Annotated in this window: 23 protein-coding genes and 1 tRNA gene; 6 read left to right on the forward strand and 18 right to left on the reverse strand. The window is 72.1% G+C overall.

Annotated features, from left to right (window positions below; all coding sequences use genetic code 11):
• Nucleotides 1-6 precede the first annotated feature (6 nt).
• Together MOPEL_RS10720 and metH are read right to left on the reverse strand one after the other, a co-directional pair.
• A complete protein-coding gene (locus tag MOPEL_RS10720; RefSeq protein WP_009482926.1) occupies nucleotides 7-696 on the reverse strand; it encodes an HAD family hydrolase in 690 nt (229 codons plus the stop codon).
• A 3-nt stretch (nucleotides 697-699) separates the two neighbouring features.
• A complete protein-coding gene (gene metH, locus MOPEL_RS10725; RefSeq protein ID WP_009482927.1) occupies nucleotides 700-4,287 on the reverse strand; it encodes a methionine synthase in 3,588 nt (1,195 codons plus the stop codon).
• A 178-nt stretch (nucleotides 4,288-4,465) separates the two neighbouring features.
• Here metH and MOPEL_RS10730 point away from each other — a divergent pair, with 178 nt between their 5' ends.
• Nucleotides 4,466-5,377 carry a PAC2 family protein gene (locus MOPEL_RS10730; protein ID WP_009482928.1) on the forward strand — a complete coding sequence of 304 codons (912 nt, stop codon included), beginning with the start codon at nucleotides 4,466-4,468 and terminating at the stop codon, nucleotides 5,375-5,377.
• A gap of 134 nt (nucleotides 5,378-5,511) precedes the next feature.
• Here the strand turns inward: MOPEL_RS10730 and mshC are convergent, their stop codons facing one another.
• From mshC to MOPEL_RS17775, 6 genes are all read right to left on the reverse strand, one after another.
• Nucleotides 5,512-6,780 (reverse strand): cysteine--1-D-myo-inosityl 2-amino-2-deoxy-alpha-D-glucopyranoside ligase, encoded by a 1,269-nt coding sequence (gene mshC / locus MOPEL_RS10735; protein ID WP_009482929.1) that lies wholly within the window; start codon nucleotides 6,778-6,780, stop codon nucleotides 5,512-5,514.
• A gap of 31 nt (nucleotides 6,781-6,811) precedes the next feature.
• The gene (locus MOPEL_RS10740) at nucleotides 6,812-7,750 is read right to left on the reverse strand and encodes an SCO1664 family protein (RefSeq protein ID WP_009482930.1); all 939 of its coding nucleotides are present in this window, start codon (nucleotides 7,748-7,750) and stop codon (nucleotides 6,812-6,814) included.
• The gene (locus MOPEL_RS10745) at nucleotides 7,747-8,265 is read right to left on the reverse strand and encodes a DUF3090 family protein (RefSeq protein WP_009482931.1); all 519 of its coding nucleotides are present in this window, start codon (nucleotides 8,263-8,265) and stop codon (nucleotides 7,747-7,749) included. Before MOPEL_RS10745 ends, MOPEL_RS10740 begins: the two co-directional genes overlap by 4 nt.
• 107 nt (nucleotides 8,266-8,372) lie before the next feature.
• Nucleotides 8,373-9,098 (reverse strand): MSMEG_4193 family putative phosphomutase, encoded by a 726-nt coding sequence (locus MOPEL_RS10750; RefSeq protein WP_009482932.1) that lies wholly within the window; start codon nucleotides 9,096-9,098, stop codon nucleotides 8,373-8,375.
• A 9-nt stretch (nucleotides 9,099-9,107) separates the two neighbouring features.
• Nucleotides 9,108-10,001: an LLM class oxidoreductase gene (locus MOPEL_RS10755; RefSeq protein ID WP_009482933.1), complete on the reverse strand. Its 894-nt coding sequence runs from the start codon at nucleotides 9,999-10,001 to the stop codon at nucleotides 9,108-9,110.
• Entirely contained in the window at nucleotides 10,002-10,334 is a 333-nt protein-coding gene (locus MOPEL_RS17775; protein ID WP_009482934.1) for a hypothetical protein, read from the reverse strand. It abuts the gene before it with no gap.
• Between the two features lie 120 nt (nucleotides 10,335-10,454).
• Between MOPEL_RS17775 and MOPEL_RS10765 the strand changes: the two genes are divergently transcribed.
• Nucleotides 10,455-10,637, forward strand: a complete 183-nt coding sequence (locus MOPEL_RS10765; RefSeq protein ID WP_009482935.1) for a DUF5703 family protein — start codon at nucleotides 10,455-10,457, stop codon at nucleotides 10,635-10,637.
• Between the two features lie 218 nt (nucleotides 10,638-10,855).
• On the opposite strand, the gene MOPEL_RS10770 is transcribed toward MOPEL_RS10765, so the two are convergent.
• Together MOPEL_RS10770 and MOPEL_RS10775 are read right to left on the reverse strand one after the other, a co-directional pair.
• Nucleotides 10,856-10,940 (reverse strand) — tRNA-Leu (locus MOPEL_RS10770).
• An 84-nt stretch (nucleotides 10,941-11,024) separates the two neighbouring features.
• Nucleotides 11,025-11,288: a DUF3263 domain-containing protein gene (locus MOPEL_RS10775; protein ID WP_009482936.1), complete on the reverse strand. Its 264-nt coding sequence runs from the start codon at nucleotides 11,286-11,288 to the stop codon at nucleotides 11,025-11,027.
• A gap of 169 nt (nucleotides 11,289-11,457) precedes the next feature.
• On the opposite strand from MOPEL_RS10775, the gene galE reads away from it, so the two are divergent.
• Nucleotides 11,458-12,405: a UDP-glucose 4-epimerase GalE gene (gene galE / locus MOPEL_RS10780; RefSeq protein WP_009482937.1), complete on the forward strand. Its 948-nt coding sequence runs from the start codon at nucleotides 11,458-11,460 to the stop codon at nucleotides 12,403-12,405.
• Between the two features lie 227 nt (nucleotides 12,406-12,632).
• Here galE and MOPEL_RS10785 read toward each other — a convergent pair whose 3' ends face one another.
• The 3 genes from MOPEL_RS10785 to MOPEL_RS10795 form a co-directional block, all read right to left on the reverse strand.
• Nucleotides 12,633-13,466, reverse strand: a complete 834-nt coding sequence (locus tag MOPEL_RS10785) for a DUF2382 domain-containing protein (protein WP_009482938.1) — start codon at nucleotides 13,464-13,466, stop codon at nucleotides 12,633-12,635.
• A 365-nt stretch (nucleotides 13,467-13,831) separates the two neighbouring features.
• Nucleotides 13,832-16,081: a RecQ family ATP-dependent DNA helicase gene (locus MOPEL_RS10790; RefSeq protein ID WP_009482939.1), complete on the reverse strand. Its 2,250-nt coding sequence runs from the start codon at nucleotides 16,079-16,081 to the stop codon at nucleotides 13,832-13,834.
• A 70-nt stretch (nucleotides 16,082-16,151) separates the two neighbouring features.
• On the reverse strand, nucleotides 16,152-16,949 hold the full coding sequence (locus MOPEL_RS10795; RefSeq protein ID WP_040634106.1) for a lysophospholipid acyltransferase family protein: 798 nt from the start codon (nucleotides 16,947-16,949) through the stop codon (nucleotides 16,152-16,154).
• A 119-nt stretch (nucleotides 16,950-17,068) separates the two neighbouring features.
• Between MOPEL_RS10795 and MOPEL_RS10800 the strand changes: the two genes are divergently transcribed.
• The 3 genes from MOPEL_RS10800 to MOPEL_RS10810 are packed head-to-tail and all read left to right on the forward strand — an operon-like array spanning nucleotide 17,069 to nucleotide 18,788.
• A complete protein-coding gene (locus MOPEL_RS10800; RefSeq protein WP_009482941.1) occupies nucleotides 17,069-17,839 on the forward strand; it encodes a HipA family kinase in 771 nt (256 codons plus the stop codon).
• Nucleotides 17,836-18,258, forward strand: coding sequence for a DUF3037 domain-containing protein (locus MOPEL_RS10805; protein WP_009482942.1), 423 nt, complete (start codon nucleotides 17,836-17,838; stop codon nucleotides 18,256-18,258). Before MOPEL_RS10800 ends, MOPEL_RS10805 begins: the two co-directional genes overlap by 4 nt.
• A complete protein-coding gene (locus MOPEL_RS10810) occupies nucleotides 18,255-18,788 on the forward strand; it encodes a YbhB/YbcL family Raf kinase inhibitor-like protein (protein WP_009482943.1) in 534 nt (177 codons plus the stop codon). The genes MOPEL_RS10805 and MOPEL_RS10810 overlap by 4 nt, the downstream gene beginning before the upstream one ends.
• Before the next feature lie 117 nt (nucleotides 18,789-18,905).
• On the opposite strand, the gene MOPEL_RS10815 is transcribed toward MOPEL_RS10810, so the two are convergent.
• From MOPEL_RS10815 to MOPEL_RS10835, 5 genes are all read right to left on the reverse strand, one after another.
• A complete protein-coding gene (locus MOPEL_RS10815) occupies nucleotides 18,906-19,730 on the reverse strand; it encodes a TrmH family RNA methyltransferase (RefSeq protein WP_009482944.1) in 825 nt (274 codons plus the stop codon).
• A gap of 43 nt (nucleotides 19,731-19,773) precedes the next feature.
• The gene (locus tag MOPEL_RS10820; protein ID WP_009482945.1) at nucleotides 19,774-20,541 is read right to left on the reverse strand and encodes a sulfite exporter TauE/SafE family protein; all 768 of its coding nucleotides are present in this window, start codon (nucleotides 20,539-20,541) and stop codon (nucleotides 19,774-19,776) included.
• 102 nt (nucleotides 20,542-20,643) lie between these two features.
• A complete protein-coding gene (locus tag MOPEL_RS10825; RefSeq protein WP_009482946.1) occupies nucleotides 20,644-21,963 on the reverse strand; it encodes an SPFH domain-containing protein in 1,320 nt (439 codons plus the stop codon).
• Between the two features lie 40 nt (nucleotides 21,964-22,003).
• Nucleotides 22,004-22,528: an NfeD family protein gene (locus MOPEL_RS10830; protein ID WP_009482947.1), complete on the reverse strand. Its 525-nt coding sequence runs from the start codon at nucleotides 22,526-22,528 to the stop codon at nucleotides 22,004-22,006.
• Nucleotides 22,529-22,655: 127 nt separating this feature from the next.
• The gene (locus MOPEL_RS10835; RefSeq protein WP_009482948.1) at nucleotides 22,656-23,444 is read right to left on the reverse strand and encodes an ABC transporter ATP-binding protein; all 789 of its coding nucleotides are present in this window, start codon (nucleotides 23,442-23,444) and stop codon (nucleotides 22,656-22,658) included.
• Nucleotides 23,445-23,525 lie beyond the last annotated feature (81 nt).

Here is a 23,525-nt window from a genome sequence, read left to right on the forward strand (position 1 = left end):
CCCCGGTCAGGCCTGCGACAGCCGCCACAGGTCCCCCGGGGCGACCCCGGCGAGCGTGGGGACCTTCGCGAGTCCCGGCGCGTCGGGGATCTCGACGAGGTGCGGCACCGCGACGGTGCGCGCGCCAGAGGCGAGTGCCGCCCCGACGCCGGATCGGGAGTCCTCGAGGGCGACGCACTCCGCGGCCTCGACGCCGAGCTCGGCGATCGCCGTGAGGTACGCCTCCGGGTCGGGCTTGCCGCGCTCGACGACGTCGCCGGTGACGACGGTGGCGAACGTCCCCTCGGGCAGGGCCTCGAGGAGGACGTCGACCATCGGACGCCACGACATCGTCACGAGCGCGCACGGCACGCCCGCCTTCCCCAGCGCCGCGAGCAGCTCGGCCGCCCGGGGACGCCACGGCATCCGGTCACGCATGTCGGCCATGACACCGGCCTGCATCCGCACCGTGATCTCCCGCTCCGGCAGGTCGACCGGCGTCGTCTCACGGATGTACCGCGCCGACACCTCGAGGGGGTTGCCGACGCAGGCGAGCATGTCGTCGTGCGTCCACGTGCCGCCGAAGGACTCGACGAGCGCGGTCTCGTGCCGGGCCCACGAAGGCTCGGTGTCGATGAGCGTGCCGTCCATGTCCCACAGCACCGCCGCGGGCAGACGCCGGGCGGTGTCGGGGGCCGGGGTTGTCGCGTCGTCCACGGCTCAGACCTTGAAGTAGGACGCTTCGGGGTGGTGGACGACCATCGCGTCCGTCGACTGCTCCGGGTGCAGCTGGAGCTCCTCGGAGAGTTCGACGCCGATGCGCTCGGGTTCGAGGAGGCGCACCATCGTCGCCCGGTCCCCGAGCTCCGGGCACGCCGGGTAGCCGAAGGAGTAACGGCAGCCGCGGAACTTGACGTCGAGGATCTCGCCGAGGCCGAGCGAGTCGGGGTCGCCGATGCCGAGCTCGTCACGCACGCGGGCGTGCCACATCTCGGCGAGCGCCTCGGTGAGCTGGACGGACAGGCCGTGGAGCTCCAGGTAGTCTCGGTAGGCGTTCTTCGCGTACAGCCCGGCGGTGACGTCGCTGACCTTCGCGCCCATCGTCACGAGCTGGAAGGGCACGACGTCGGGGACGCCCGTCTTCTCGTACTCCTCCTTGCTGCGGAAGAAGTCGGCGAGGTCGAGACGGCGGTCGCGGCGCTGGCGCGGGAACGTGAAGCGCTCGCGGATGTCGCCCTCGTGGTGCTCGACCTCCCGGCCGTCGACGGTGTGGGTGCCGCCCTCGTGCCAGAGGACGACGAGGTCGTTGCCCTCGCTGTAGCAGGGGAAGTAGCCGTACACGACGGCCGGCTCCATGATGTCCTCGGTCTTGATGCGGTCGAGCCACATGCGCAGACGCGGACGTCCCTCGGTCTCGACGAGCTCCTCGTAGTCGGGACCGTCGCCGCCGCGGGTGGGCTTGAGGCCCCACTGGCCGAGGAACGTCGCCCGCTCGTCGAGGTAGGCGGCGTAGTCGGCAAGGGCGATGCCCTTGACGATGCGCGTGCCCCAGAACGGCGGGGTGGGCACCTCGGCGAGGCGAGCGACGTCGGAGCGGGTCGTGTCCGTGAACTCGGCGCCCTCCTCGGCGGCGCTGCTGCGCGCGACGCGGCGCTTCTTCAGTGGCGGCAGGGCCTCGGCGAGGTCGGAGCCGTCGCGCTTGGCGGCGGCGATCGCGTCCATGAGGCGCAGGCCCTCGAACGCGTCACGGGCGTACCGTACGTGGCCCTCGTACATCGAGGCGAGGTCGTCCTCGACGTAGACGCGGGTGAGGGCCGCGCCGCCGAGCATGACCGGCCACTTCGCCGCGAGGCCGCGCTTGTTGAACTCCTCGAGGTTGTCCTTCATGACGACCGTCGACTTGACGAGCAGGCCGCTCATGCCGACGACGTCGACGTCGTTCTCCTCGGCGGCCTCGATGATCTCGTTGACCGTCTTCTTGATGCCGATGTTGACGACGTCGTAGCCGTTGTTCGACAGGATGATGTCGACGAGGTTCTTGCCGATGTCGTGGACGTCGCCCTTGACGGTGGCGAGGAGGACCTTGGCCTTGGCCTGGCGGCCGGTGCCACCGGAAGCGGCGACCTGCTCCTCGATGACGGGTTCGAGGTGGGCGACGGCGGCCTTCATCGTCTCGGCCGACTGGAGGACGAACGGCAGCTGCATCGTGCCGGCGCCGAACCGTTCGCCGACGACCTTCATGCCCTCGAGCAGGTGGTCGTTGATGATCTGCAGCGCGGGGGTGCCGCCGGCGACGGCCTCGTCGAGGTCGGCGTCGAGGCCCTGGCGCTCACCGTCGATGATGCGCTGCGCAAGACGCTCCCCCACGGGCAGGGAGTTGAGCTCCTCGAGGCGGGACTCCTTGAGCGAGGCGGAGTCGACGCCCTCGAACATCTCGAGCATGACCTGGAGCGGGTCGTAGGTGCATTCGCTCTCGCCGGGCTCGCCCGCCCACTCGCGGCGGTCGTAGACGAGGTCGAGCGCGACCTTGTACTGCCCCTCGTCGATGCGGGCGATGGGGAGGATCTTGGCGGCGTTGACGATCGCGCTGGACAGTCCGGCCTTGACGCACTCGTCGAGGAACACCGAGTTGAGGACGACGCGCGCGGCGGGCTTGAGGCCGAAGCTCACGTTGGAAACGCCGAGGGTCGTCTGGATGTCGGGGTAGGCCTCGGTGATGCGCCGGATGGCCTCGAGAGTCTCGAGACCGTCGCGGCGGGTCTCTTCCTGGCCGGTGGCGATGGGGAAGGTGAGGGCGTCGACGACGATGTCCTCGACCCGCATCCCCCAGTCGTTCGTGATGGCCTCGACGAGCCGGGTGGCGATCTCGACCTTGCCGTCGGCGGTGCGGGCCTGCCCGTTCTCGTCGATCGTGAGGGCGACGACCGCGGCGCCGTGCTCCTTGGCCAGACGCATCATGCGGGTGAAGCGGGAGTCGGGGCCGTCGCCGTCCTCGTAGTTGACGGAGTTGATGACGGCGCGACCACCCATGCGCTCCAGACCGGCCTCGACGACGCCCGGCTCGGTGGAGTCGAGGACGAGGGGCAGCGTCGAGCTCGTGGCGAAGCGGCTGACGATCTCGCTCATGTCCTCGGCGCCGTCGCGGCCGACGTAGTCGGCGCAGACGTCGAGCAGGTGCGCGCCCTCACGGGTCTGGTTCTTCGCGATCTCGACGCACTGCTCCCAGTCGGCGGCGAGCATCGCCTCGCGGAACGCCTTGGAACCGTTGGCGTTCGTGCGCTCTCCGATGGAGAGGAAGCTTGCGTCCTGACGGAACGGGACGGCGGTGTAGAGGGAGGAGACGGCCGGCTCCGGACGCGGGTCGCGGGGCGTGACCGGCATGCCACCGACGGCCTCGACGACGGCGGCGAGGTGCGCCGGCGTCGTACCGCAGCAGCCGCCGACGAGGGAGAGCCCGTAGTCCTCGACGAATCGGCGGTGTGCCTTGGCGAGGTCGTCGGGGCCGAGCGGGTAGACGGCACCGTCCTTGCCGAGCTCGGGAAGACCCGCGTTCGGCATGCAGCCGACGGCGATGCGGGCGTTCTGCGACAGGTGCCGCAGGTGCTCGCTCATCTCGGCCGGGCCGGTGGCGCAGTTGAGGCTGATCATGTCGATGCCGAGCGGCTCGAGCGCGACGAGCGCGGCGCCGATCTCGGTGCCCATGAGCATCGTGCCCGTCGTCTCGACGGTGACCGAACAGATGATCGGCACGTCCTCGCCCAGCTCGGCGAGGGCCCGCCTGGAGCCGACGATCGCGGCCTTGGCCTGGAGCAGGTCCTGGCATGTCTCGACGAGGAGCGCGTCGGCCCCACCCCGGACGAGCCCGCGGGCGCACTCCTGATAGGCGTCGCGCAGCTGCGCGTACGGTGCGTGGAGGAGCGAGGGCAGCTTCGTGCCCGGACCCATCGAGCCGAGGACGAACCGCGGCTTGTCCTGCGTGGCGTGGGCGTCGCACGCCTCGCGGGCGATGCGTGCGCCAGCCTCGGCGAGCTCCTCGATGCGGTCGGCGATGTCGTACTCGGCGAGGTTTGCCCAGTTCGCGCCGAACGTGTTCGTCTCGACGGCGTCGACCCCCACCGTGAGGTACTCCTCGTGCACCGACCGGACGATGTCGGGCCGGGTGACGTTGAGGATCTCGTTGCAGCCCTCGAGGTTCTCGAAGTCCTCCATGGAGGGGTCGGCCGCCTGGAGCATCGTGCCCATGGCGCCGTCGGCGACGATGACTCGCTCGGAGAGGAGGGTGCGGAACTGGTCGGAGCGGCTGCTCACAGGTGGTGGCCTCACGTTCAAGGGGGACCGTCGCGTCACGGGCCCGGGACGGGAGCCGCGTCGCGGCCCCGTCGGACGGGTCCACCGCGGCCGGTGGGGACGACGTCCATGCTAGTGGCCTCCACCGACAGTGCCGGACCGCCCCGTAGGGTGGAGGGATGATCACGGAGCGGCACACATGATCGAGGTCGAGGACCTACCCGAGCTGACGCGGCCCGTCGTCGTCGCGGGCTTCGAGGGGTGGAACGACGCCGGGGAGGCCGCGACGTCGGTCATCGGCCATCTCGCCGACCTCTGGGACGCCGAGCCGGTCGCCGCGCTCGACCCCGAGGACTACTACGACTTCCAGGTCAACCGGCCACGCGTCGGGTACCACGAGGGCGTCCGGCGCATCACGTGGCCGACGACCCGGATCCTCCTCGCCCGCGACCCGGGCTTCGGCCACGACGTCCTCCTCGTCCAGGGCATCGAGCCGTCGACGCGGTGGCGCTCGTTCGTCATCGAACTCCTCGGGCTCGCGCTCGAGGTCGAGGCCGAGTTGCTCGTCTGTCTGGGGGCGCTGCTCGCCGACGTGCCCCACACCCGGCCCTGCCCCGTCGTCACGACGACGGAGGATCCCGACGTCGCCGAACGGTTCGACGCGGAGCCGAGCACCTACGAGGGGCCGACGGGGATCGTCGGCGTCCTCGCGGACGCGGCCCGTCAGTCCGAGCTGCCGTGCGTGTCGTGCTGGGTGTCGGTGCCGCACTACGCGGGCGCCCACAACTCCCCCAAGGCATCGCTCGCCCTGCTGTCGTGCATCGAGGGGTTGTTCGACCTCGCGCTCCCGCACGGTGACCTCGAGGAGCTCGCGTTCGCGTGGGAGCGGGGCGTCGACGAGCTCGCGGAGTCCGACGAGGAGATCGGCGAGTACGTCCGGGCGCTCGAGTCTGCGCAGGACACCGCCGACAGCCCCGAGGCGAGCGGCGACGCGATCGCCGCCGAGTTCGAGCGCTACCTGCGTCGTCGTGGCGCCGAGGGCCCGGGAGGACCGGGTGGCACCGAGGGCCCCGCCGTACCCGACGACCCGGAGGACCCGCAGGCCCCGTAGGGCCGAGCCGGTTCCTCCCGTCGCCGGACGGTGACGGGACGCAGACACGAGGCCGACGTCCGACGGGGCCCGCCCCCGGTCGTGGGGCGGGCCCCGTCGTGTGTCGTTGTCGCGCCTCGTGTCCGCGCGTCGTGTCAGAGGCGGATGCCGAGGATCGTGTCGACGATGTGGTGCAGGGACGCGCCGCCGAGCGCGGCGGGGTCGGCGCCGTCCTCGATCCACGCGTCGACGGTGGCGAGGGCGCCGGGGGTGTCGAGGTCGTCGGCGACCCGTGCCCGCACCTCGCCGAGAAGGCCGGTCGTCCCCGTCGATCCCTGCGTCACCGCGTCGCACGTACGGGCGTCGGCGTCCCGCCAGCGGGTGAGGCGCAGACGGCCCTCGTCGAAGACCTCCTGCGTCCAGTCCCACGGGGCGCGGTAGTGGTGGGCGAGGAGCACGAGACGGATCGCCGCCGGGTCCTCCCCCGCCTGGCGCAGGCGGGAGACGAGCACGAGGTTGCCCTTGGACTTGCTCATCTTCTCGCCGTCGAGCCCCACCATCGCCTGGTGGAGGTAGGCCTGGGCGAAGGCGCCGTCGCCGTGGAGGGCAGCGGCCTGCACGGCGCTCATCTCGTGGTGGGGGAAGACGAGGTCCGAACCGCCGCACTGCACGGCGAAGCGCGGTCCGAGGTACTCGACGGCGATGGCGGAGCACTCGATGTGCCACCCGGGCCGACCGGTGGGCAGGCCGGGCACGTCCCACTGCGGTTCCCCGGGACGGGCCGCGCGCCACAGGAGGGGGTCGAAGCGGCTGCGCTTGCCCGCGCGGTCGGGGTCGCCGCCGCGGTCGGCGAAGACGTCGTCCATGTCGCTCGTGGAGAAGCGGCTCGTCCGGCCGAAGTCGGGCCGGGTCGTGAGGTCGAGGTAGACGTCCTCGAGGCCCCGGCCGTCGGCGTCCGGGGTGCCGATGCAGTAGGCGGCACCCTCCTCGAGGAGCGCCCGCACGTCGCGGCCGATGAGGTCGACGCTCTCGACGACCCCCGCGAAGTGGTCGGGCGGGAACACCGCGAGGGCGGTCATGTCGTCGCGGAAGAGCTGGATCTCCCGCGTCGCGAGCTCGCGCCAACCGACGCCGTCCCGCTCGGCCCGTTCGAGGAGCGGGTCGTCGACGTCGGTGACGTTCTCGACGAACGTCACCTCGGCGCCCGCGTCGAGGAGTGCCCGGTTGAGCACGTCGACGGTGACGTAGGTGGCGGCGTGCCCCATGTGCGTCGCGTCGTAGGGCGTGATGCCGCAGACGTAGACGCCGACGCGCCCGTCGACGACTTCGAGGCGACGTGGACCGGCCGTCGCGGTGTCGTGGATGGTCGGGACGTCTCCCCGACCGGGCAGCGGGGTACGGGTGGGTGCAGGCCAGGCGATCACGTCGTGATCGTAGACCGCCGCGCGGCCGATCTCAGAGCACGGGCCACGGGACCGCCGGCCAGCCGGGGCTCGGGCTCGGGTGGACCCGCTCGGTGAGGAGGCGATCGACGCGGGCGGTGAGGGCGTCGAGCTCGGCACCCGTGAGGAGTTCGGCCAGCTCCGCGCGACGCTCCCCCGGCGCGAGGGCGTCACGGACGGCCCGGACGCGTGCGAGATCGGTCGTGGTGAGCGGTTCACCGGCCCACCCCCACAACACCGTGCGGAGCTTGGGGTCGGTGTGGAGGCTCACGCCGTGGTCGATGCCCCACAGGTACCCGCCGGGTGCCCGCCGGAGGTGCGAGCCCTTGCGGTCGCCGTTGTTGAGGATCGCGTCGAGGACGGCGACCGAACGGAGTTCAGGGGTGTCGGCGTGCGCGAAGACGACCGGGCGGCCGTCCGGCAGCTCCCCGGCGAAAACCGGGAGCCAGCCGGGGGCCTCCCCTCCCGGCGGGACGAATGCGAACAGCGAGTCGTCGATCTCCTCCTCGTCGAGGTAGCCGTCCGTCTCCTCGTCGTCGTCGTCCTCGGCGGCGGTCTCGGCGTCGTCGAACGCGTCGTCGAACGCGTCGTCGTGGTCGTCGAGTTCGTCCTCGTCCGCCGGGGTGAGCGCCGCGGGGTCGGTGATCCACCACTGGACGACGCCGGGGCCGGCGGGGCCGTCGTAGAGGATCGTCGGCGGGATGATGCCGAAGCCCCCGGCCGCGTCGAGGAAGTAGGCGGCGCGTTCGCGGTGGGCGAGGCACCCCGTGGGGAAGTCCCACAGCGGCCGCTCACCACGGATCGGCTTGTAGGCGACGGGGGTCGGGCCGAGGTGGCCGAAGAAGACGGCGTTCGACGCGTCGAGCAGTCGCCCGACGATCTCGAGCGGATGGTCGGCCGCGGCCCGGGCGAGCCCGGCGACCGACGGGACCTCGTGAGTCGCCTCGGTCACCGCTTGTAACCGTTGGCGCGGGGACACACGTGACCCGCGGGGTCGAGCGGCGCGCCGCAGAACGGGCACGGAGGCCGGCCGGCGGACACGACCTTCGTGCTGCGGTTGGCGAACGACCGGGCGTAGCGGGCGTCCATGCTCACCCGCAGGCTCAGGGTGTCGAGGACGGCGAGATCCGTCGTCTCGTCGACCTCCTCTCCCACGGGGACGAGGTGGAGGACGAGGCGCTGGGTGAGGGGGTCCCAGTCGAGGCGGATCGTGCCGACGACGAACTCCTCCGTGAGCGGCATGTCGAGGGGCGCGTTGTCGACGAGGTCATCGGCCTCGACGTCGGGCGCGTACTCCTCGAGAAGGTCGTCGATGCGCTCGGCGAGGACCGCCACCTGTGCCTTCTCGCACGCGACCGACGTGACCCGGCCACCACCGCTCGCCTGGAGGTAGAACTGACGCTGCCCAGGGGGGCCCACCGTGCCGGCGACGAAGCGCTCCGGGGGGTCGTAGTCGATGACGGCCATGGGTCCACCGTAGTCCGCGCCCTCTCCTTCGGGTGCGAGCGGGAGGCGGGGACGCGGTCCCGTGGCGTCACCGCGGGTGGGGCGTCGGCGTCGCCCGGGTGGGCGCGTCAGGCGCCGCCGCCGACGACCCCCGCCGTCCCCGTCGTGCCGGGGGCGTCCGTGGTCGCGGCGTCGGCGGCCGGCGGCGGGACGAGTCCGGCGAGGTCGGCGCCGGTGTCGTTGACGCGGGAGACGTAGGGACGTTCCGCGGTATACCGCACGACGGAGAGCGAGGCCGGACCGACCGTGAACCTCTGGAAAAGGTCGAGGTGGGTGCCTGCGGCATCGGCGAGGACGGCCTTGATGACGTCGCCGTGGGAGACCGCGACCCACAGGGCGCCGGGCCCGTGCTCGGCCTCGATCGCGGCGTCGTGACGACGCACCGCGGCGACGGCTCGCGCGGACATCTCGCTCAGGGACTCGTGCCGGTATTCCTCCGACGGCGGGAACGTGGCCGCGGAGGGCTGGCGCTGCACGGTCTGCCACAGTGGCTCCCCCGCGAGGTCGGCGAGGGGCCGCCCCGTCCACGCCCCGTAACGGCACTCGCCGAGGTCGTCGCACTCCGTCCGCGACACCGGCGGCCGGCCCCGCAGGAGGACGTCGGACGTCTGGAGACAGCGCGTGAGCGGACTCGAGACGAGGGCGACGAGGGAGAGGTCGCGCAGACGCGCCGCGAGGGCCTCGGCCTGAGAGCGGCCCGTGTCGTCGAGTTCGACGCCACTGCTCCATCCCGCGAGGAGCCCGCCGGCGTTGGCGCTGGTGCGTCCGTGTCGGACGAGGAGGACTGTGGCCACGGGGCCAGCTTAGGGCCCCCGAGGGCAGTCACCGCCGACGGCCGCTCGGACGAGCGGCAGCACCGTCTCGGGGTCGTAGTCGTGGACGGCGAGACCCACTCCGTCCGCCCCGGCACCGCGGTACTCGGCGAGCCGTGCGGGCAGGTCGTCGACGACGAGACAGGTGGACCGCACGAGGTCCTCCGGGACGGCCCGGGCGGCGCGCTCGGGGAGCCCGAGCGCGTACGCCTGCTCCACCTCGCCGAGGAGGCCGCCGAAACCTCGACGTCGGGCGACGGCGCGGCCCGCGTCGTGTCCGGGCACTCCGGGGACGGCCAGGCGCTCCGCGACGACGGCGGCGAGGCCGTCCACGGCATCGGCCGCCGCGACGTCGAGCCACACGTCGACCGCCGGGGACGACTCCCCGACCAGGTCTGCCCGGAGGCGGGTCACCGCCTCGGCATCGACCCCGCGCAGGACGAGGCGGTCGACGTGGGGTGCGGCGAGACGGGCGGTCTCCACGTCGTGCACCGCCGCCGAGGCGGGGACGCCCGCACGTCGCGCGAGGGCGGCCGCCTCCGCCAGCCTGTCCTCCCAGCCCGGTCGGGCGAGGGGCGACAAGGTCGTGGGAAGGGAGAATACGAGGGACGCCCGTCCGGGCGCGAGGAGCGAGATCGTCGAGAGGGTCTCCTCGAGATGATCCGAGCCACGGGACGTCACGGGGACGAGCCCGAACCCCAGACGGAGGTCGGGCACGACGGCGGCGAGGGCGGCGAGTCGGGCCGGCGCTCCCTCCACGTAGGACTCACCCACCCAGACCCCGGTGCATCCCGAGGCGAGCGCGGCACGCGCGGCCTCGATGTCACGAGAGGGGGTCGGCGACGCGCTCGCCCCCAGGACCAGCCAGTACGGCAGGGTCGTCACCTAGCGGTGGGGACGGAACGCGCCCTCGTCGTCGGCGTCCTCGTCATCGTCGTCATCATCGTCATCGTCGTCATCATCGTTGTCGTCGTCGAGGTCGTCGTCCTCGTCGTCGAGGTCGTCGTCGTACTCGTCGTCGGTGAAGATCTCGAGGGGGGTGACCTCCTCGAACGCCTCCATGAGCGCATCCTCGTAGGCGTCGAACGCGTCCGCGACGGCCTGGTAGGCGGCCACCACGGCCGGGTCGTTCTCGCCCCGGCGAGAGGAGGCGGCCTCGAGATGACGTTCGAGGGCGGTGACGAAGGTGACCAGGGCGGCCCGCGGGTCTGCGCTCATGCCTCGACGCTACCCCCTACGAGGGCTCGAGGCGAGGTAAATCGCATGCGCCACCGCCGTGCCCGCAGTGACGGGTGCCCCCGGAGGCCTGCTTGCGTCCGAGGTGCGAGACTGGTGGGGATGTTCGAGTACGAATACCGCGAGTTGACCTTCCCCTCCCGGGTGCCGCGCAACGAGCTGCGCGCCCTGCTCGTCGCCGAGGCGGAGCACGGCCACTGGGAGCTCGCCCGCGTGCGCGTGTACGTCGGAGGTCGGCGCAGGGTGTCGTTGCGCCGCAAGATCATCCGCGTCCCACGCCCCTGACTCGGCTCCGGGCCGCGTCCACGGATGCGCTGCTCCACGACCCAGGCCGGACGGCGCCGCAGTGGGCCGCTCCGCCGGATCGGTGAACACGATCGTCCGCGGCACGAGCCCCATTCGACGGCAGTCGTCGGACGCCCGCCGTCCTCGACGATGAAGGCACCGGCGGCATGCAGAACGAGGTCCTCCCAGGTCGTACCCGGGAGGACCTCGTTCTTGGGTGTCCGGAGGGGGACTTGAACCCCCACGCCCGATAAAGGGCACTAGCACCTCAAGCTAGCGCGTCTGCCATTCCGCCACCCGGACAGGGTGTCCGCTTCGCCTTTCGGCGCCGCGACCTCCGGAACACTAGCACGGCTCGCCGGGCAATGTGAAAACGACGTCGAGGCGTCAGTTCGGACGGTGCCTCTCGCGGTGTGCGTCGCGGATCTGACGGAGGCTTGCCATCGTCTCGGGGTCAGCAGCGTGGGCCGAGGGGTCGTCGATGAGGCTGTTGACGACGAGGGTGTACGAGCGCGCATCCAGGCCGAGGCGTTCCTGTGCCTCGTCGAGCTTCATCGGTGTCGCCGACGGCCCGGGGCCCCACCGGCGCTCGATCTCGATCACCTCTCGGTCCCGGTCGCTGAGACCGGGGCTGCGGTACGGACGTCGCATCGGGATCCCTTCTGTCGGCCCCCCCATCGGCCGTGGGTTGCAGCGGTTGAGAACCACGCGTCCTGGGCCCCTCGGCCTCGGTCTCGGGAGAACCCCGATGGCGTCGACAGTTCCACCTCTAGAGTGAGAGCGGCCCGTCTCCGGGCCGAGGACACCCAGGAGGGCACACATGAAGCTCGTCGTCACGGGGGGTGCCGGCTACATCGGGTCGGTCGTCACGTCCCAGCTGCTCGAGGCCGGTCACGACGTGGTCGTCGTCGACGACCTGTCCACCGGTCACGCCGACGCCGTTCCGGAGGGGGCTCGTCTCGAGATCTGCCGCATCCACGACGCGCACGACCTCCTCGCCCGGGGTCGCTTCGACGGCCTGCTCCACTTCGCCGCGAAGTCCCTCGTCGGGGAGTCCGTGGAGCGTCCGGAGATCTACTGGGAGAACAACGTCGTCGGCTCCTTCGCGCTCTTCGACGCGGTCCGTGCCGCAGGCATCCCGCGGGTCGTGTTCTCCTCGACGGCGGCGGTCTACGGCGAACCCGAGGTCTCCCCCATCACGGAGGACGCCACACCCTCCCCCATCAACCCCTACGGCCACTCCAAGCTCGCCGTCGACATGCTGCTCACCGGCTACGCCAAGGCCTACGGCATCGGCGCCACCTCCCTGCGCTACTTCAACGTCGGAGGTGCACGTGGGCGGTTCGGGGAACGGCACACCGTGGAGACCCACCTCATCCCCAACGTGCTCAAGGTGCCTGCGGGCCAGCGGGAGTCCGTGTCGATCTTCGGCGACGACTACGACACCCCCGACGGCACCGCGGTCCGCGACTACCTCCATGTCGTCGACCTCGGCCGCGCCCACCTCCTCGCGCTCGAGACGTCCGAGGCGGGGACCCACCGCGTGTTCAACCTCGGCAGCGGCACCGGTTACTCCGTCAAGGAGGTCGTCGATGCCTGCCGCGAGGTCACCGGACATCCGGTGCCCGCCACCGTCAAGCCGCGACGAGCGGGCGACCCGACGACGCTCGTCGCGTCCTCGGAGCGCGCCGCGCATCAACTCGGCTGGCGCCCGGAGCTGTCGCTCCACGACATCGTCGCCGACGCCTGGGCGTTCATGCAGCAGTGAACCCGAGCGTGTCGTGAACGGGCTGCCCGGGAAGAATCCCGGGCAGCCCGTTTCGTCTCCCCGGTCACGGGACTCTTCCACGCCGCGGGCAAGCCGGGCCACCGTGGCCAGCGGACGCGGGCGTCGTCGACACCCCGGACCGCGTGAGACCCCCGGACCCACCATGGCGGTGGGTCCGGGGGTCTGACGAAGAGCTGCTACGGGGTGACCCCGTTCAGCGCATCCGCTCAGCGGCGGGTGTCATCGCGAGACGCGTCGTCGCGGCGGACGTCACCCTCACGCTCGACCTCGACCTGCTCCTTGCGGACCTCGGCCGAGACCTGCTCGGTGTCGCGGTGGGTCTCCTTCTCGAGGCCGACGCGCTCCTTGGCGACGGTCTCCTTCTCGACCACCGGGCGCTCCTCGTGGAGCTCGACGGAGACGTTCTCGTCGCCACCGATGCGGCCGCCGACCTCACCGTCACGGACGGGCTCGCGAACGACGTGGACCTCTTCGCGCTCGACGGGGACCTCGACGGTCTCCGTGTCGGTGACGACGTGCTTGCGAAGGTGCACACGGCCGGCGCCGACGCGCTCCTTGCCCACGCGGAGCTCCTCCTCGCGGCGGACGACGGAGCCGTCGTCCGTGTGGTCCTCGCGGTCGCGCAGGTCGGCGCGGTCCTCACGGACCTCACCGGCAACCGCGTCGCGGCGGTCCACGTCGGCGTCGCGGCGGTTCACGTCGGTGTCGTTGTAGCCCCGGTCGAGGTTGTAGTAGCGGTAAAGCTCCTCTTCCTCGGACTCGGAGATGTGGTGGTCCGCCTCCATCTTCGGGGCGTCCTTGATGAAGTCCTTGGTGTAGGGAACGCGGATGGCGTCGCCCTCACGGGTGGCCTGGTCGAGGGGGACGAACGTCTCCTTCGTGCCGAAGAGGCCGGTCTTGACCGTGACCCAGGTGGGACGCGAGGTCTGGTCGTCGAGGTAGATCTGACCGACGCCACCGACCTTGTCGCCGTTCTGGTCGATGACCTCGGCGTTGCTGAGACGGCTGATGTCTTCCTGCGTCGTGTTCTGGTCGAACATATGGTCTTCCTCTCGTCAGGGGCGATGGCGAGAAAGATTCTCCGACGCCATCACCTTGAGCGTCCTCGGCGCCGACTGTCGGAGGGGTGGCCCCCCGAACGGTCCGTGACGGGCCGTGCCGAGCGTCGTACGCCCTCCATGTTGCCCGAAGGCTCCGGGCTTCAAACCTCCGTCCGGAGGAAAAAACTCCGACCTCCTCAATCCTTTTGTGCCGCAGCGATTCCCTGCGGAGAGTCCCAGTGGGCGATTGCGTGGTCCCGTCACCGTGATCCCGGCGCGAGTCCGTCCGAGCCGCCCTGCGAGAGGGGCGGACGGCGCGAGAGGGTTCGACCGGGGCGTCCTCCGCCGCCCGCCGTACGCGGGCGTCAGGGACGCCGATGCACGAGGAGGGGGAGGACGCCGGCCGCGCCGTGGGAGCGGAGCAGGGACGCGGCGACGGTGGGCGCCCACGTCGTGGAGGAGGCATCGACGACGAGGAGCACCCATCGGCCGCGGATGCGTGCCTCGTCGTCCGACGCAAGGAGCAGACGCCGAGCCCACCCGGCCGCTTCGACCGCTCCGCCCGCGTCGCCGTCGGCGGGGTCCGCCCCGACTTCCTCGGCCGAACGCACCGTGAGTGCGGCGCGGTCCAGGCGGCCCACCTCGGCCAGATGGGCGGCAAGGGCCTCGACGATCCGGGGATGTCCTTCGGCATCGAATGCGACGACGACCTCGGGCCGGGAGGGCCACGAGGTGCGCCAGTCGGCGAGGATACGCACGGCGTGGCCGAGGAGCTCCGCGTCGGGTTCGTCGGCGGCGAAGCGCTGGAGGTTGCCTCGCCATTCCGGGGCGTCCGCGTGGATGAGCACCCGGCCCGTCTCGGCGGCCTCCCCCGCCGGGATGCGTCCGCGGCGGTCGTAGGGTGCCCCCGGCCACATCCTGCGGGGCGGCAGCTCGTGGAAGCGGGTGCGCAGCCTCGCTCCGATGCGCAGCACGAGATCGGGGCCCGGTCGCTCGCTCAGCCCGTCGGGCAGACGCCCCAGGCACGCGGAGCACCGGCCGCACGCGCGCGCGTCGGGGTCGTCGAGCGTCCGCTGCAGCAGCGCCATGAGGCACTCTTCGCCGGCGATGTAGTCGCGCATGATGTCGGCCTCGCGTCGCCGCTGGGCGAGCACCCCCTCGTAGTGGGCGGCGTCGTAATGCCACGGCACGTCCGTGACGACCCAACCCGCGTCGACGCGATCGACGCAGCCGTCGACGGCGAGCTGCTTGGTGAGGAGTTCGACCCGGCCGCGACGGATCCCCGTGCGGGCCTCGATCGCGACGACGCTCAGGGGCTCGGGGGCGGCCTCGCGCAGGGCGGCGAGGATCGCCTCGACCTGGCGCGGGTCCGGCAGCGTGGACGTCGCGAAGTGCTCCCAGACGGCCTCGTCACCGTGCGCGGGGAGGAGAACGACGACGGCGTGGTCGATGCCACGACCGGCGCGTCCGACCTGCTGGTAGTAGGAGACCGGGGACGGCGGGGGGCCGACGTGGACGACGAATCCGAGGTCGGGCTTGTCGAAGCCCATGCCGAGGGCCGAAGTGGCGACGAGGGCCTTGACCCGGTTGTCACGCAGGTCCTGCTCGAGCCGGGCACGCTCGTCGGCGGGCAGGCGGCCGGTGTAGGCGGCGACAGGCGCCTCGGGGCCGAGCTCGGCGGTGATCGCCTCGGTGAGACGTTCGGCGTCGGCGACGGTGAGGGCGTAGACGATGCCCGATCCGGGCAGTCGACGGAGGTGTTCGACGACCCACGCGTACCGGGCGAGGGGGTCGAGGTGGGGCACGACGGCCAGCTGGAGGCTCGACCGGGCGAGCGGCCCGCGGAGCACGAGGGTGGCGGGGCCGAGCTGGTTCGCGATGTCGGCGGTGACGCGCGCATTGGCCGTCGCCGTCGTCGCGAGCACGGGGCACGTCGGGTCGAGGTCGCGCCACGTGTCGGCCACCCGGCGGTAGTCGGGGCGGAAGTCGTGACCCCAGTCGGAGATCGAGTGCGCCTCGTCGACGACCAGGAGGCCGAGCCGACCCCGCAGTCCGCTGAGCACGCGGCGACCGAAGCCGGGGTTGGCGAGGCGCTCGGGCGAGACGAGGAGCACGTCGACCTCGTCGGCGCGGAGCCGCGCCTCGACGACGCCCCACTCGTCGACGTTGCCGGAGTGGAGGGTCTCGGCGACGAGTCCCGCCCGACCGGCGGCCGCGACCTGGTCACCCATGAGCGACAGGAGCGGGGAGACGACGAGCGTCGGTCCCGCACCGGCGGCGCGGCGCAGGGCGGTGGCCACCCAGTAGACGGCCGACTTGCCCCACCCGGTCGCCTGGACGACGAGGGCGCGAGCACCCGGCACGGTGAGCGCGGCGACCGCAGTCTCCTGGTCCGCCCGCAGCCGGGCGCCCGCCCCGGCGAGATCGGTGAGGACCCGGTCGGCGATGCGCCGCTGAGCCTCGTCGAGACGGGGCACACGTGTGGTGTCCGCCGTGGCCTCGTCGCCGGAGGCCGGAGTCGAGGTGGCGGAGGTCGCCGTCTCGTTCGGAGACGCCTCGCGCGCGGTGTCGGCGGCGTCCGGCCGCGGCGTGGGGGTCGTCTCGCTCGTGCTCATGCGGGCACCGTAGGCGGCCGGGGTGACAACCCTTCGACCAGCGGCGTCATCGCCCGACGACGTCCCGGCGTCACGGCTGGCCGGCGACCTCGTCGGGGTCGGTCCCGGCGGCGTCCTGCGCGAGCCTGCGCTGCCGACGCAGGCGGGTCTCCTCGAGGTCGAGGGCCGTCGCCTCCTCGAGTGTCGGGGCCGTGCCTCCGAGGCGCGCCGGCATGAACGCGCGGTCCTCGAACGGGACGGTGGGGTAGGCGTCCTGGGCGGCCTGGAGCATCGTCGTCATCCGCGCGTGCAGATCGGCGACGACCTGCGTCACGTCGGCCCCGCGCGGCACGTCCATGGGGGCGCCCACGTCGATCGAGATCGGCGTGTGGGTGCGCCCGAGCCGCTTCGGGTGGCCCTTCGTCCAGACCCGCTGGCTGCCCCAGAGGACGACGGGGATCATCGGCACGCGGGCCCCCTGCGCCATGCGCACCGCACCGGACTTGAACTCCTTGAGCTCGAACGAGCGGGAGATCGTCGCCTCGGGGAACACCCCGACGAGTTCGCCGTCCTTGAGGGCCCGCAGCGCGGCCCGGAACGACGCCGACCCGTTCTCGCGGTCGACGGGGATGTGCTTCATCCCGCGCATGAGCGGCCCGGCGACGGGGTGGTCGAAGATCGTGTCCTTGCACATGAACCGGATGACGCGCCCCGACGGACGCGCCGCGAGACCGGCGTACGTGAAGTCGAGATATGACAGGTGGTTCATGACGACGACCGCGCCATCCTCGTGGGGAATGTGCTCCGAACCGGTGACGCGGAACCGCAGCCCCTGGGCGGCGAAGAGGGCGCGGGCGAGGCCGATGACGGGGGTGTAGACCGGTTCCATGGGCACACGGTAGCGGCGTCGTCGCACCCGGGCAGCCGGGAGGGCAGGGCGGAGGACGGCGGGATGACGGGGGGAGGACGCCTCCCGGGGTCCTACCCTGGCGTCGTGAGGACGACGTGATGGAGAAGGTGCGGGCCACCCGCTACGTGTTGCCGCTGCGCGAGGGTGGGTCTATGCCCGGGCTCGTCGAGGCCGACGACGACGGCATGTACGTCGTGAAGTTCCGCGGCGCCGGGCAGGGACTCAAGGTCCTCGTCGCCGAGGTCGTCGTCGGGCTGCTCGGTCGGACGATCGGCGTCGACGTGCCCGATCTCGTCGAGATCGAGCTGCCCCCCGCCATCGCCCGCTACGAGGCGGACGAGGAGGTGCAGGACCTTCTCGACGCCTCACTCGGCAGCAACCTCGGCCTCGACTTCCTCCCGGGCGCGTTCGGGTACGACGGGTCCCGCGTGCCGGACGCCGCGACGGCGCAGGCGATCGTCTGGCTCGACGCGTTCACGGCGAACGTCGACCGGACGTGGCACAACCCCAACCTCTTGTGGTGGCACGACCGGCTCGTCGCGATCGACCACGGGGCGGCGCTGTACTTCCATCACTCCTGGCCCTCGCGCGCCCCCTCGCCGGAGCGCTTCGCGGCCCAGCGGTTCGACGCCTCGACGCACGTCCTCGCCGACGTCGCCGGCACCACGGCCGTCGCGGCCCGCCACGAGGAGTTGGCGGCACTCCTCACCCCCGAGGTGATCCGCGGGGTCGTCGAGGCCGCGCCCGAGGAATGGCTCGAGACGACCGCCGACCTCCCCGACGCGGACGCCGTGCGGGAGGCGTACGTCGCGTGCCTGGGTGCGCGGCTCGCGGCGCCCGCCGCCTGGCTGCCGGGGGCGGACCGATGAGCGACCTCCTCCCCTACCAGTACGTCACCCTCCGCTGCGTCCCCCGCGTCGAGCGTGAAGAGTTCGTCAACGTCGGCGTCGTCCTCTTCTGCCAGGAGGCCGACGTCCTCGTGAGCGGTCACGCGCTGTGCCCGGAGCGTCTGCTCGCCCTCGATCCGGACCTCGACCTCAAGGCCCTGCGCGCCTCGCTCCGGCAGGTCGAGGCCGTGTGTCGCGGGGAGGCCGGCCGCACGGACCTCACGCGCCAGGGCGCCCGGTTCGGCTGGATCGCCGCTCCCCGCAGCACCGTCGTCCAGCCCGGCTCCCGCCACGGCGGCCTGACCACCGATCCGGTGGCCGAACTCGACCGACTCCTCGCCCGACTCGTCCTCCCGGCCCCCTCGAACGCGCCGCCCGCGGCCGTTAGTGTCGAGACATGAACCTCGAACGACCCCAGGCCCCGGACCCCTACGAGCTCCTCCCCCGCGTCCCGTCCTTCACGCTCGAGAGCCCCACGTTCGCCGACGGGGGGACGCTCCCGACGGAGCAGACCTACGGCGGCGGCAACACGTCGCCGGTGCTGCGCTGGTCGGGTGCGCCGGAGGGGACGAAGAGCTACGCCGTCTCCTGCTTCGACCCGGACGCCCCCACGCCCTCGGGTTTCTGGCACTGGTTCGTCGTCGGCATCCCGGCCGACGTCACCGAGCTCGAGGCGAACGCCGGCCTCATCGGCGGCGGCAGCCTCCCCCGTGGCTCGGTGCAGCTGCGCAACGACTACGGCACCGACGACTTCGGTGGCGCGGCCCCACCCCCCGGCGACCGTCCGCACCGGTACATGTTCGCCGTCCACGCCCTCGACGCCGAGGATCTCTCCCTCGACCCGAGCACGCCGCCCGCGCAGGCGTCGTTCGTCATGCTCGAGCACGTCCTCGGGCGAGCGGTGCTCACCGGCATGTCCGCCGCGGACTGACCCCCACTGCTCCACGAGGCGCCGCAAGGCGGATCCCCGACCCGGGGGTCCGCCTTGCGGCGTCTCCGGCGTCTGCGGCGTCGTCACGGAGACGCGCCGCCAGAGAGTGAGGCCGCTTCAGCGGGACGGCGCGCGGAGGGCCCACATCGCGACGGCGGCGGCCGCAGCGACGTTGAGGGAGTCGACCTCGCCCGCCATGGGGATGCGGACGACGAGGTCGGCGGCCGCCACCGTTCGGCGGCCGAGACCGTCGCCCTCCGTGCCCATGACGAGGGCGAGGCGCTCGGGCGGGTCGGCGGCGAGGTCGTCGAGGGAGACCGAGCTGTCCTCGAGTGCGAACGCCGCGACGGTGAAGCCCGCCTCGCGGAGCTGGTCGACCCCGGCGGGCCACACCCCCGTGCGGGTCCACGGCACCTGGAAGACCGTCCCCATCGAGACGCGGATGCTGCGACGGTAGAGGGGGTCGGCGCAGCGTGGGGTGACGAGTACGGCGTCGACCCCGAGCGCCGCGGCCGAGCGGAAGACGGCGCCGACGTTCGTGTGGTCGACGATGTCCTCGAGGACGACGACCCGGCGTGCGCCGTCGAGGACGTCCTCGAGGGCCGACATCTCGGGCCGCTCCATCGAGGCGAGCGCACCGCGGTGGAGGTGGAAGCCGGTCATCTCGCGGATGACGTCCTCGCCCGCGACGTAGACGGGCACGTCGTGCGTGAGCGCCTGGTCGACGAGGTCGGCGAGGTCGTCGAGCCACTTGCGGGCCATGAGGAACGACCGCGGCCGGTGCCCCGCCGCGAGGGCGCGGCGGATGACCTTCTCACTCTCGGCGAGGTACAGCCCCCGCTCGGGCTCGAGCCGACGCCGCAGGTGGACGTCGGTGAGGTGGAGGAAGTCGGCGACGCGTTCGTCACGGGGGTCGTCGATCTCGATGGGGGCGTCCGTCATGCCGTGGGGCCTTTCGCGTCGTTCCTGTGGAGAGTGGTCGGCTTCAGCCGAAGAGCATCCGCACGATCGCGACGACGCCGATGGTCGCGATGACCGCCCGGAGGAGCGGCGGCGGGAGGCGTCGCCCGATGCGTGCTCCGAGGACGCCGCCGAGGAGCGCGCCCGTCCCGAGGACGAGGGCGGTCCACCACGCGATGTCGGAGCCGACGACGACGACGAAGACGAGGGCGGAGGTGGCGTTGGCGACGAGGCCGAGGACGTTCTTGATGCCGTTGACGGTCTGCAGCGGTGCCGGGAGCATCGCGCCGAGGATCCCGACGAGGAGGACGCCCTGCGCGGCGCCGAAGTAGCCGCCGTAGACGCCCGTGAGACCGACGAGCAGCGGGAGGGCAACACGGTGGGTGCGTGGTGTCGCTCCTGCGGCGCGGCGCCGGGCCGCGCGCGCCTTGAACCGGGGGCCGAGGAGCACAAGGACGACGCCGAGCCCGATGAGGAGGGGCACGACGACCTCGAACACCTCCGCCGGCAGCACGAGGAGCAACAGGGCCCCGGCGAGTGCGCCGACGAGAGTGGCCGGCACGAGACGCCGCAGCGTCGGTGCCTCGCCCGCGAGCTCTCGGCGGTAGCCGTGGACGCCGCTCGCTCCCCCGGCGACGAGGCCGACGGCGTTCGTCATGTTCGCGACGACCGGCGGGTACCCGAAGAGGAGCAGCGTGGGGAACGTGACGAGGGAACCCGCGCCGACGACGGTGTTGATCGTCCCGGCCGCGACCCCGGCCAGCAGGATGCAGACCACCTCGAACAGCGACACCCCGCCACCCTAAGGGTGACGGGGTGCCGAGGACGTCTCACGTGGACGCGGTGCCCGTGCCGTGTCGGTCCAGGGTGCGGGACGGGGGGTCGGGCGTCCGGGTCAGCGCGGTTGCTGCGGGTCGTCCGATCGCGGGGTCCACGGGTCTGCGGCCTCCGGGGTGGGCGGCTGCGCGGCCGAGGAGCCCCCGGCCGGCTCGGTCCCGGTACCCGGGGCGCCGAGGGTCGGGTCGGCCACGGCATCGGCGACGGGCGCCGCGGCGGGGTCGACACCGGGGATCCCGGCGGTGGGCGCCTGGACGTTCGGGTCGGCGGCGCCGATCTGCGGGGCGTCCGCACGGGCACCGAGGCCGGCGTTCTGCGGGCGCGGGCGGCGGCCCTGGATGTGCGCGGATGTGCCCTCGGCCTCGGCAGACGTGCTCGCCGCCTCGTCACGGGCCTTGCGGAGCGCCTCCTGCGGATCCTGCAGCGCGATGTCGTGGAAGGCGTCGTCGTCCTCGCCCCATTCGACCTCGACGTCGCCGGAGGTGGCGGCCGAGGCGCCGGGGAAGGAGAAGCCTTCGCTGCCGAAGGCGTTGCCGAATCCCTTCATCGCCTCGGTGAACTCGCTCGGGACGATCCACATCTTGTTGGAGTCGCCGCGCGCGAGCTGCGGGAGGATCTGGAGGTACTGGTAGGCGAGGAGCTCCTGGTTGGGCTTGCCCTTGTGGATCGCCTCGAAGACCTGCTTGATGGCGCGGGCCTGACCCTGGGCCTCGAGGATGCGGGCCTGGGCCGAGCCCTCGGCGCGGAGGATCTGGCTCTGCTTCTCACCCTCGGCCGTGAGGATCTGCGACTGCTTGACGCCCTCGGCCGTGAGGATCGCGGCGCGGCGGTCTCGCTCGGCACGCATCTGCTTCTCCATCGAGTCCTGCACGCTGTGCGGCGGGTCGATGGCCTTGAGCTCGACGCGCGAGACGCGGATGCCCCACTTGCCCGTGGCCTCGTCGAGGACGCCGCGGAGCTGACCGTTGATCTGGTCGCGGCTCGTCAACGTCTGCTCGAGGTCCATCGAGCCGATGACGTTGCGCAGCGTCGTGACGGTGAGCTGCTCGATGCCCTGGATGAAGTTGGCGATGCCGTAGACGGCGGCCTTGCTGTCCGTGACGGCGTAGTAGATGACGGTGTCGATGTTGACGACGAGGTTGTCGCTCGTGATCACCGGCTGCGGCGGGAACGAGACGACCTGCTCGCGCAGATCGATGTTCGCGCGGACCTTGTCGACGAACGGCACGATGACGTGGAAACCGGCATCGAGGGTGCGCGAGTACTTACCGAGTCGCTCGATGATGAGCGAGGTCTGCTGCGGGACGATCCGGACCGACTTGACGACGACGGTCACGACGAGGATCAGCAGCAGAGCGAGCAGGATGGTCCCGATCATGCGTTGTCACTCCCCTTGTGTGAGAACGATGGTGGATGGGTCAGAGGGACGGCCCCGGCCCCGGGGGCGGGGTCGGGTCGTCCGGGCGGGGTACGACGTCCTGCACCGTGGTGGTGGGGGCGACGACGAGCGTGGCGCCCTCGACCCGGACGATCGTGACCGTGGTGCCCGCCGGGAGCGGGATGGTGGAGTCCTCGGAGCGGGCGCTCCAGATCTCTCCGTCGAACCGCACGCGGCCGTCGTGTACGTCGACCGGTTCGGTGACCTGCGCGGTACGGCCGGCGTAGGACTCGGTGCCGAGCCGGGCGTCGGGGATGGAGTCGAGCATCCGACGCTTGAGCGTGGGACGCACCCCGACGAGGAGTGCGAGCGCAGCGACGCAGGCGGCGATCACCTGCATCGCGACGGTCGAGGGCAGGAGCCCGACGACCATGCCGACGACGGCCCCTCCGGCGAGCATGAGGAAGATGAGGTCCGCCGTGGCGGCCTCGACCGCGGTGAGGACGAGGGCCACCGCGAGCCACGCGGCCCACGGGTTCTGTTGCAGCCAGTCCATCCACTCCATGCGTTCCAGCCTCCCCGATCGGTGGCCCGTTGTGGGTCAGTGCTCCTCACCCTAGGGGACAACCGTCGAGCCGGCGCGGACCTCGAGCACCTCGGGGTGGGGTGCCGGTGGCGGGGAGGCGGTGCGGTCAGTCCGTGACGGCCCGTGCCGCCCACCGGCGGCCGTGCTGCTCGAGGACGAGCGGGAGCCCAAAGGTCTCCTCGAGGTTCTCCTTCGTCAGGGTGATCTCGATCGGTCCGGCCGCGACGACGCGACCCTCGCGGAGGAGGAGGACGTCGGTGAACCCCGGCGGGATCTCCTCGACGTGGTGGGTGACGAGCACGAGCGCGGGCGCCTCGATGTCGTCGGCGAGGGCGCCGAGACGGGCGACGAGGTCCTCCCGACCGCCGAGGTCGAGGCCCGCGGCGGGCTCGTCGAGGAGCATGAGCTCCGGGTCGGTCATGAGGGCGCGCGCGATCTGCACGCGCTTGCGCTCCCCTTCGCTGAGCGTGCCGTAGCGGCGGTCGGCCAGGTGGGACACCCCGAGCGCCGCGAGGAGCTCGGTCGCGCGCGTGAGGTCCTGACGGTCGTAGTGCTCGCGCCAGCGCCCCACGACGCCGTAGGACGCGGTGACGACGACGTCCGCGACGCGCTCGTCGCCGGGCACGTGCTCGGCGAGGGAGGCGCTCGCGAGGCCGATGCGAGGACGCAGCTCGAAGACGTCGACCGCCCCGAGCACCTCGCCGAGGACACCGGCGACCCCGGTGGTCGGGTGGAGGCGCGCGGCCGCGAGCTGCAGGAGCGTCGACTTACCGGCACCGTTGGGGCCGAGGACGACCCATCGCTGGCCTTCCTCGATCTCCCAGTCGACCTCGGCGAGGATGTCCTTGCCACCACGGGTCACGGTCACACCGGCGAACGCGAGCACGTCACTCATGGGGGTGACCCTATCGGCAGTCGGGCACCGGACGTGCACGGCCTCGGAGCACGGGCGTCGACGCGTCGTCTCCCCCGCCTA

This window comes from Mobilicoccus pelagius NBRC 104925 (assembly GCF_000247995.1).
In the GTDB taxonomy this organism is placed as follows: domain Bacteria; phylum Actinomycetota; class Actinomycetes; order Actinomycetales; family Dermatophilaceae; genus Mobilicoccus; species Mobilicoccus pelagius.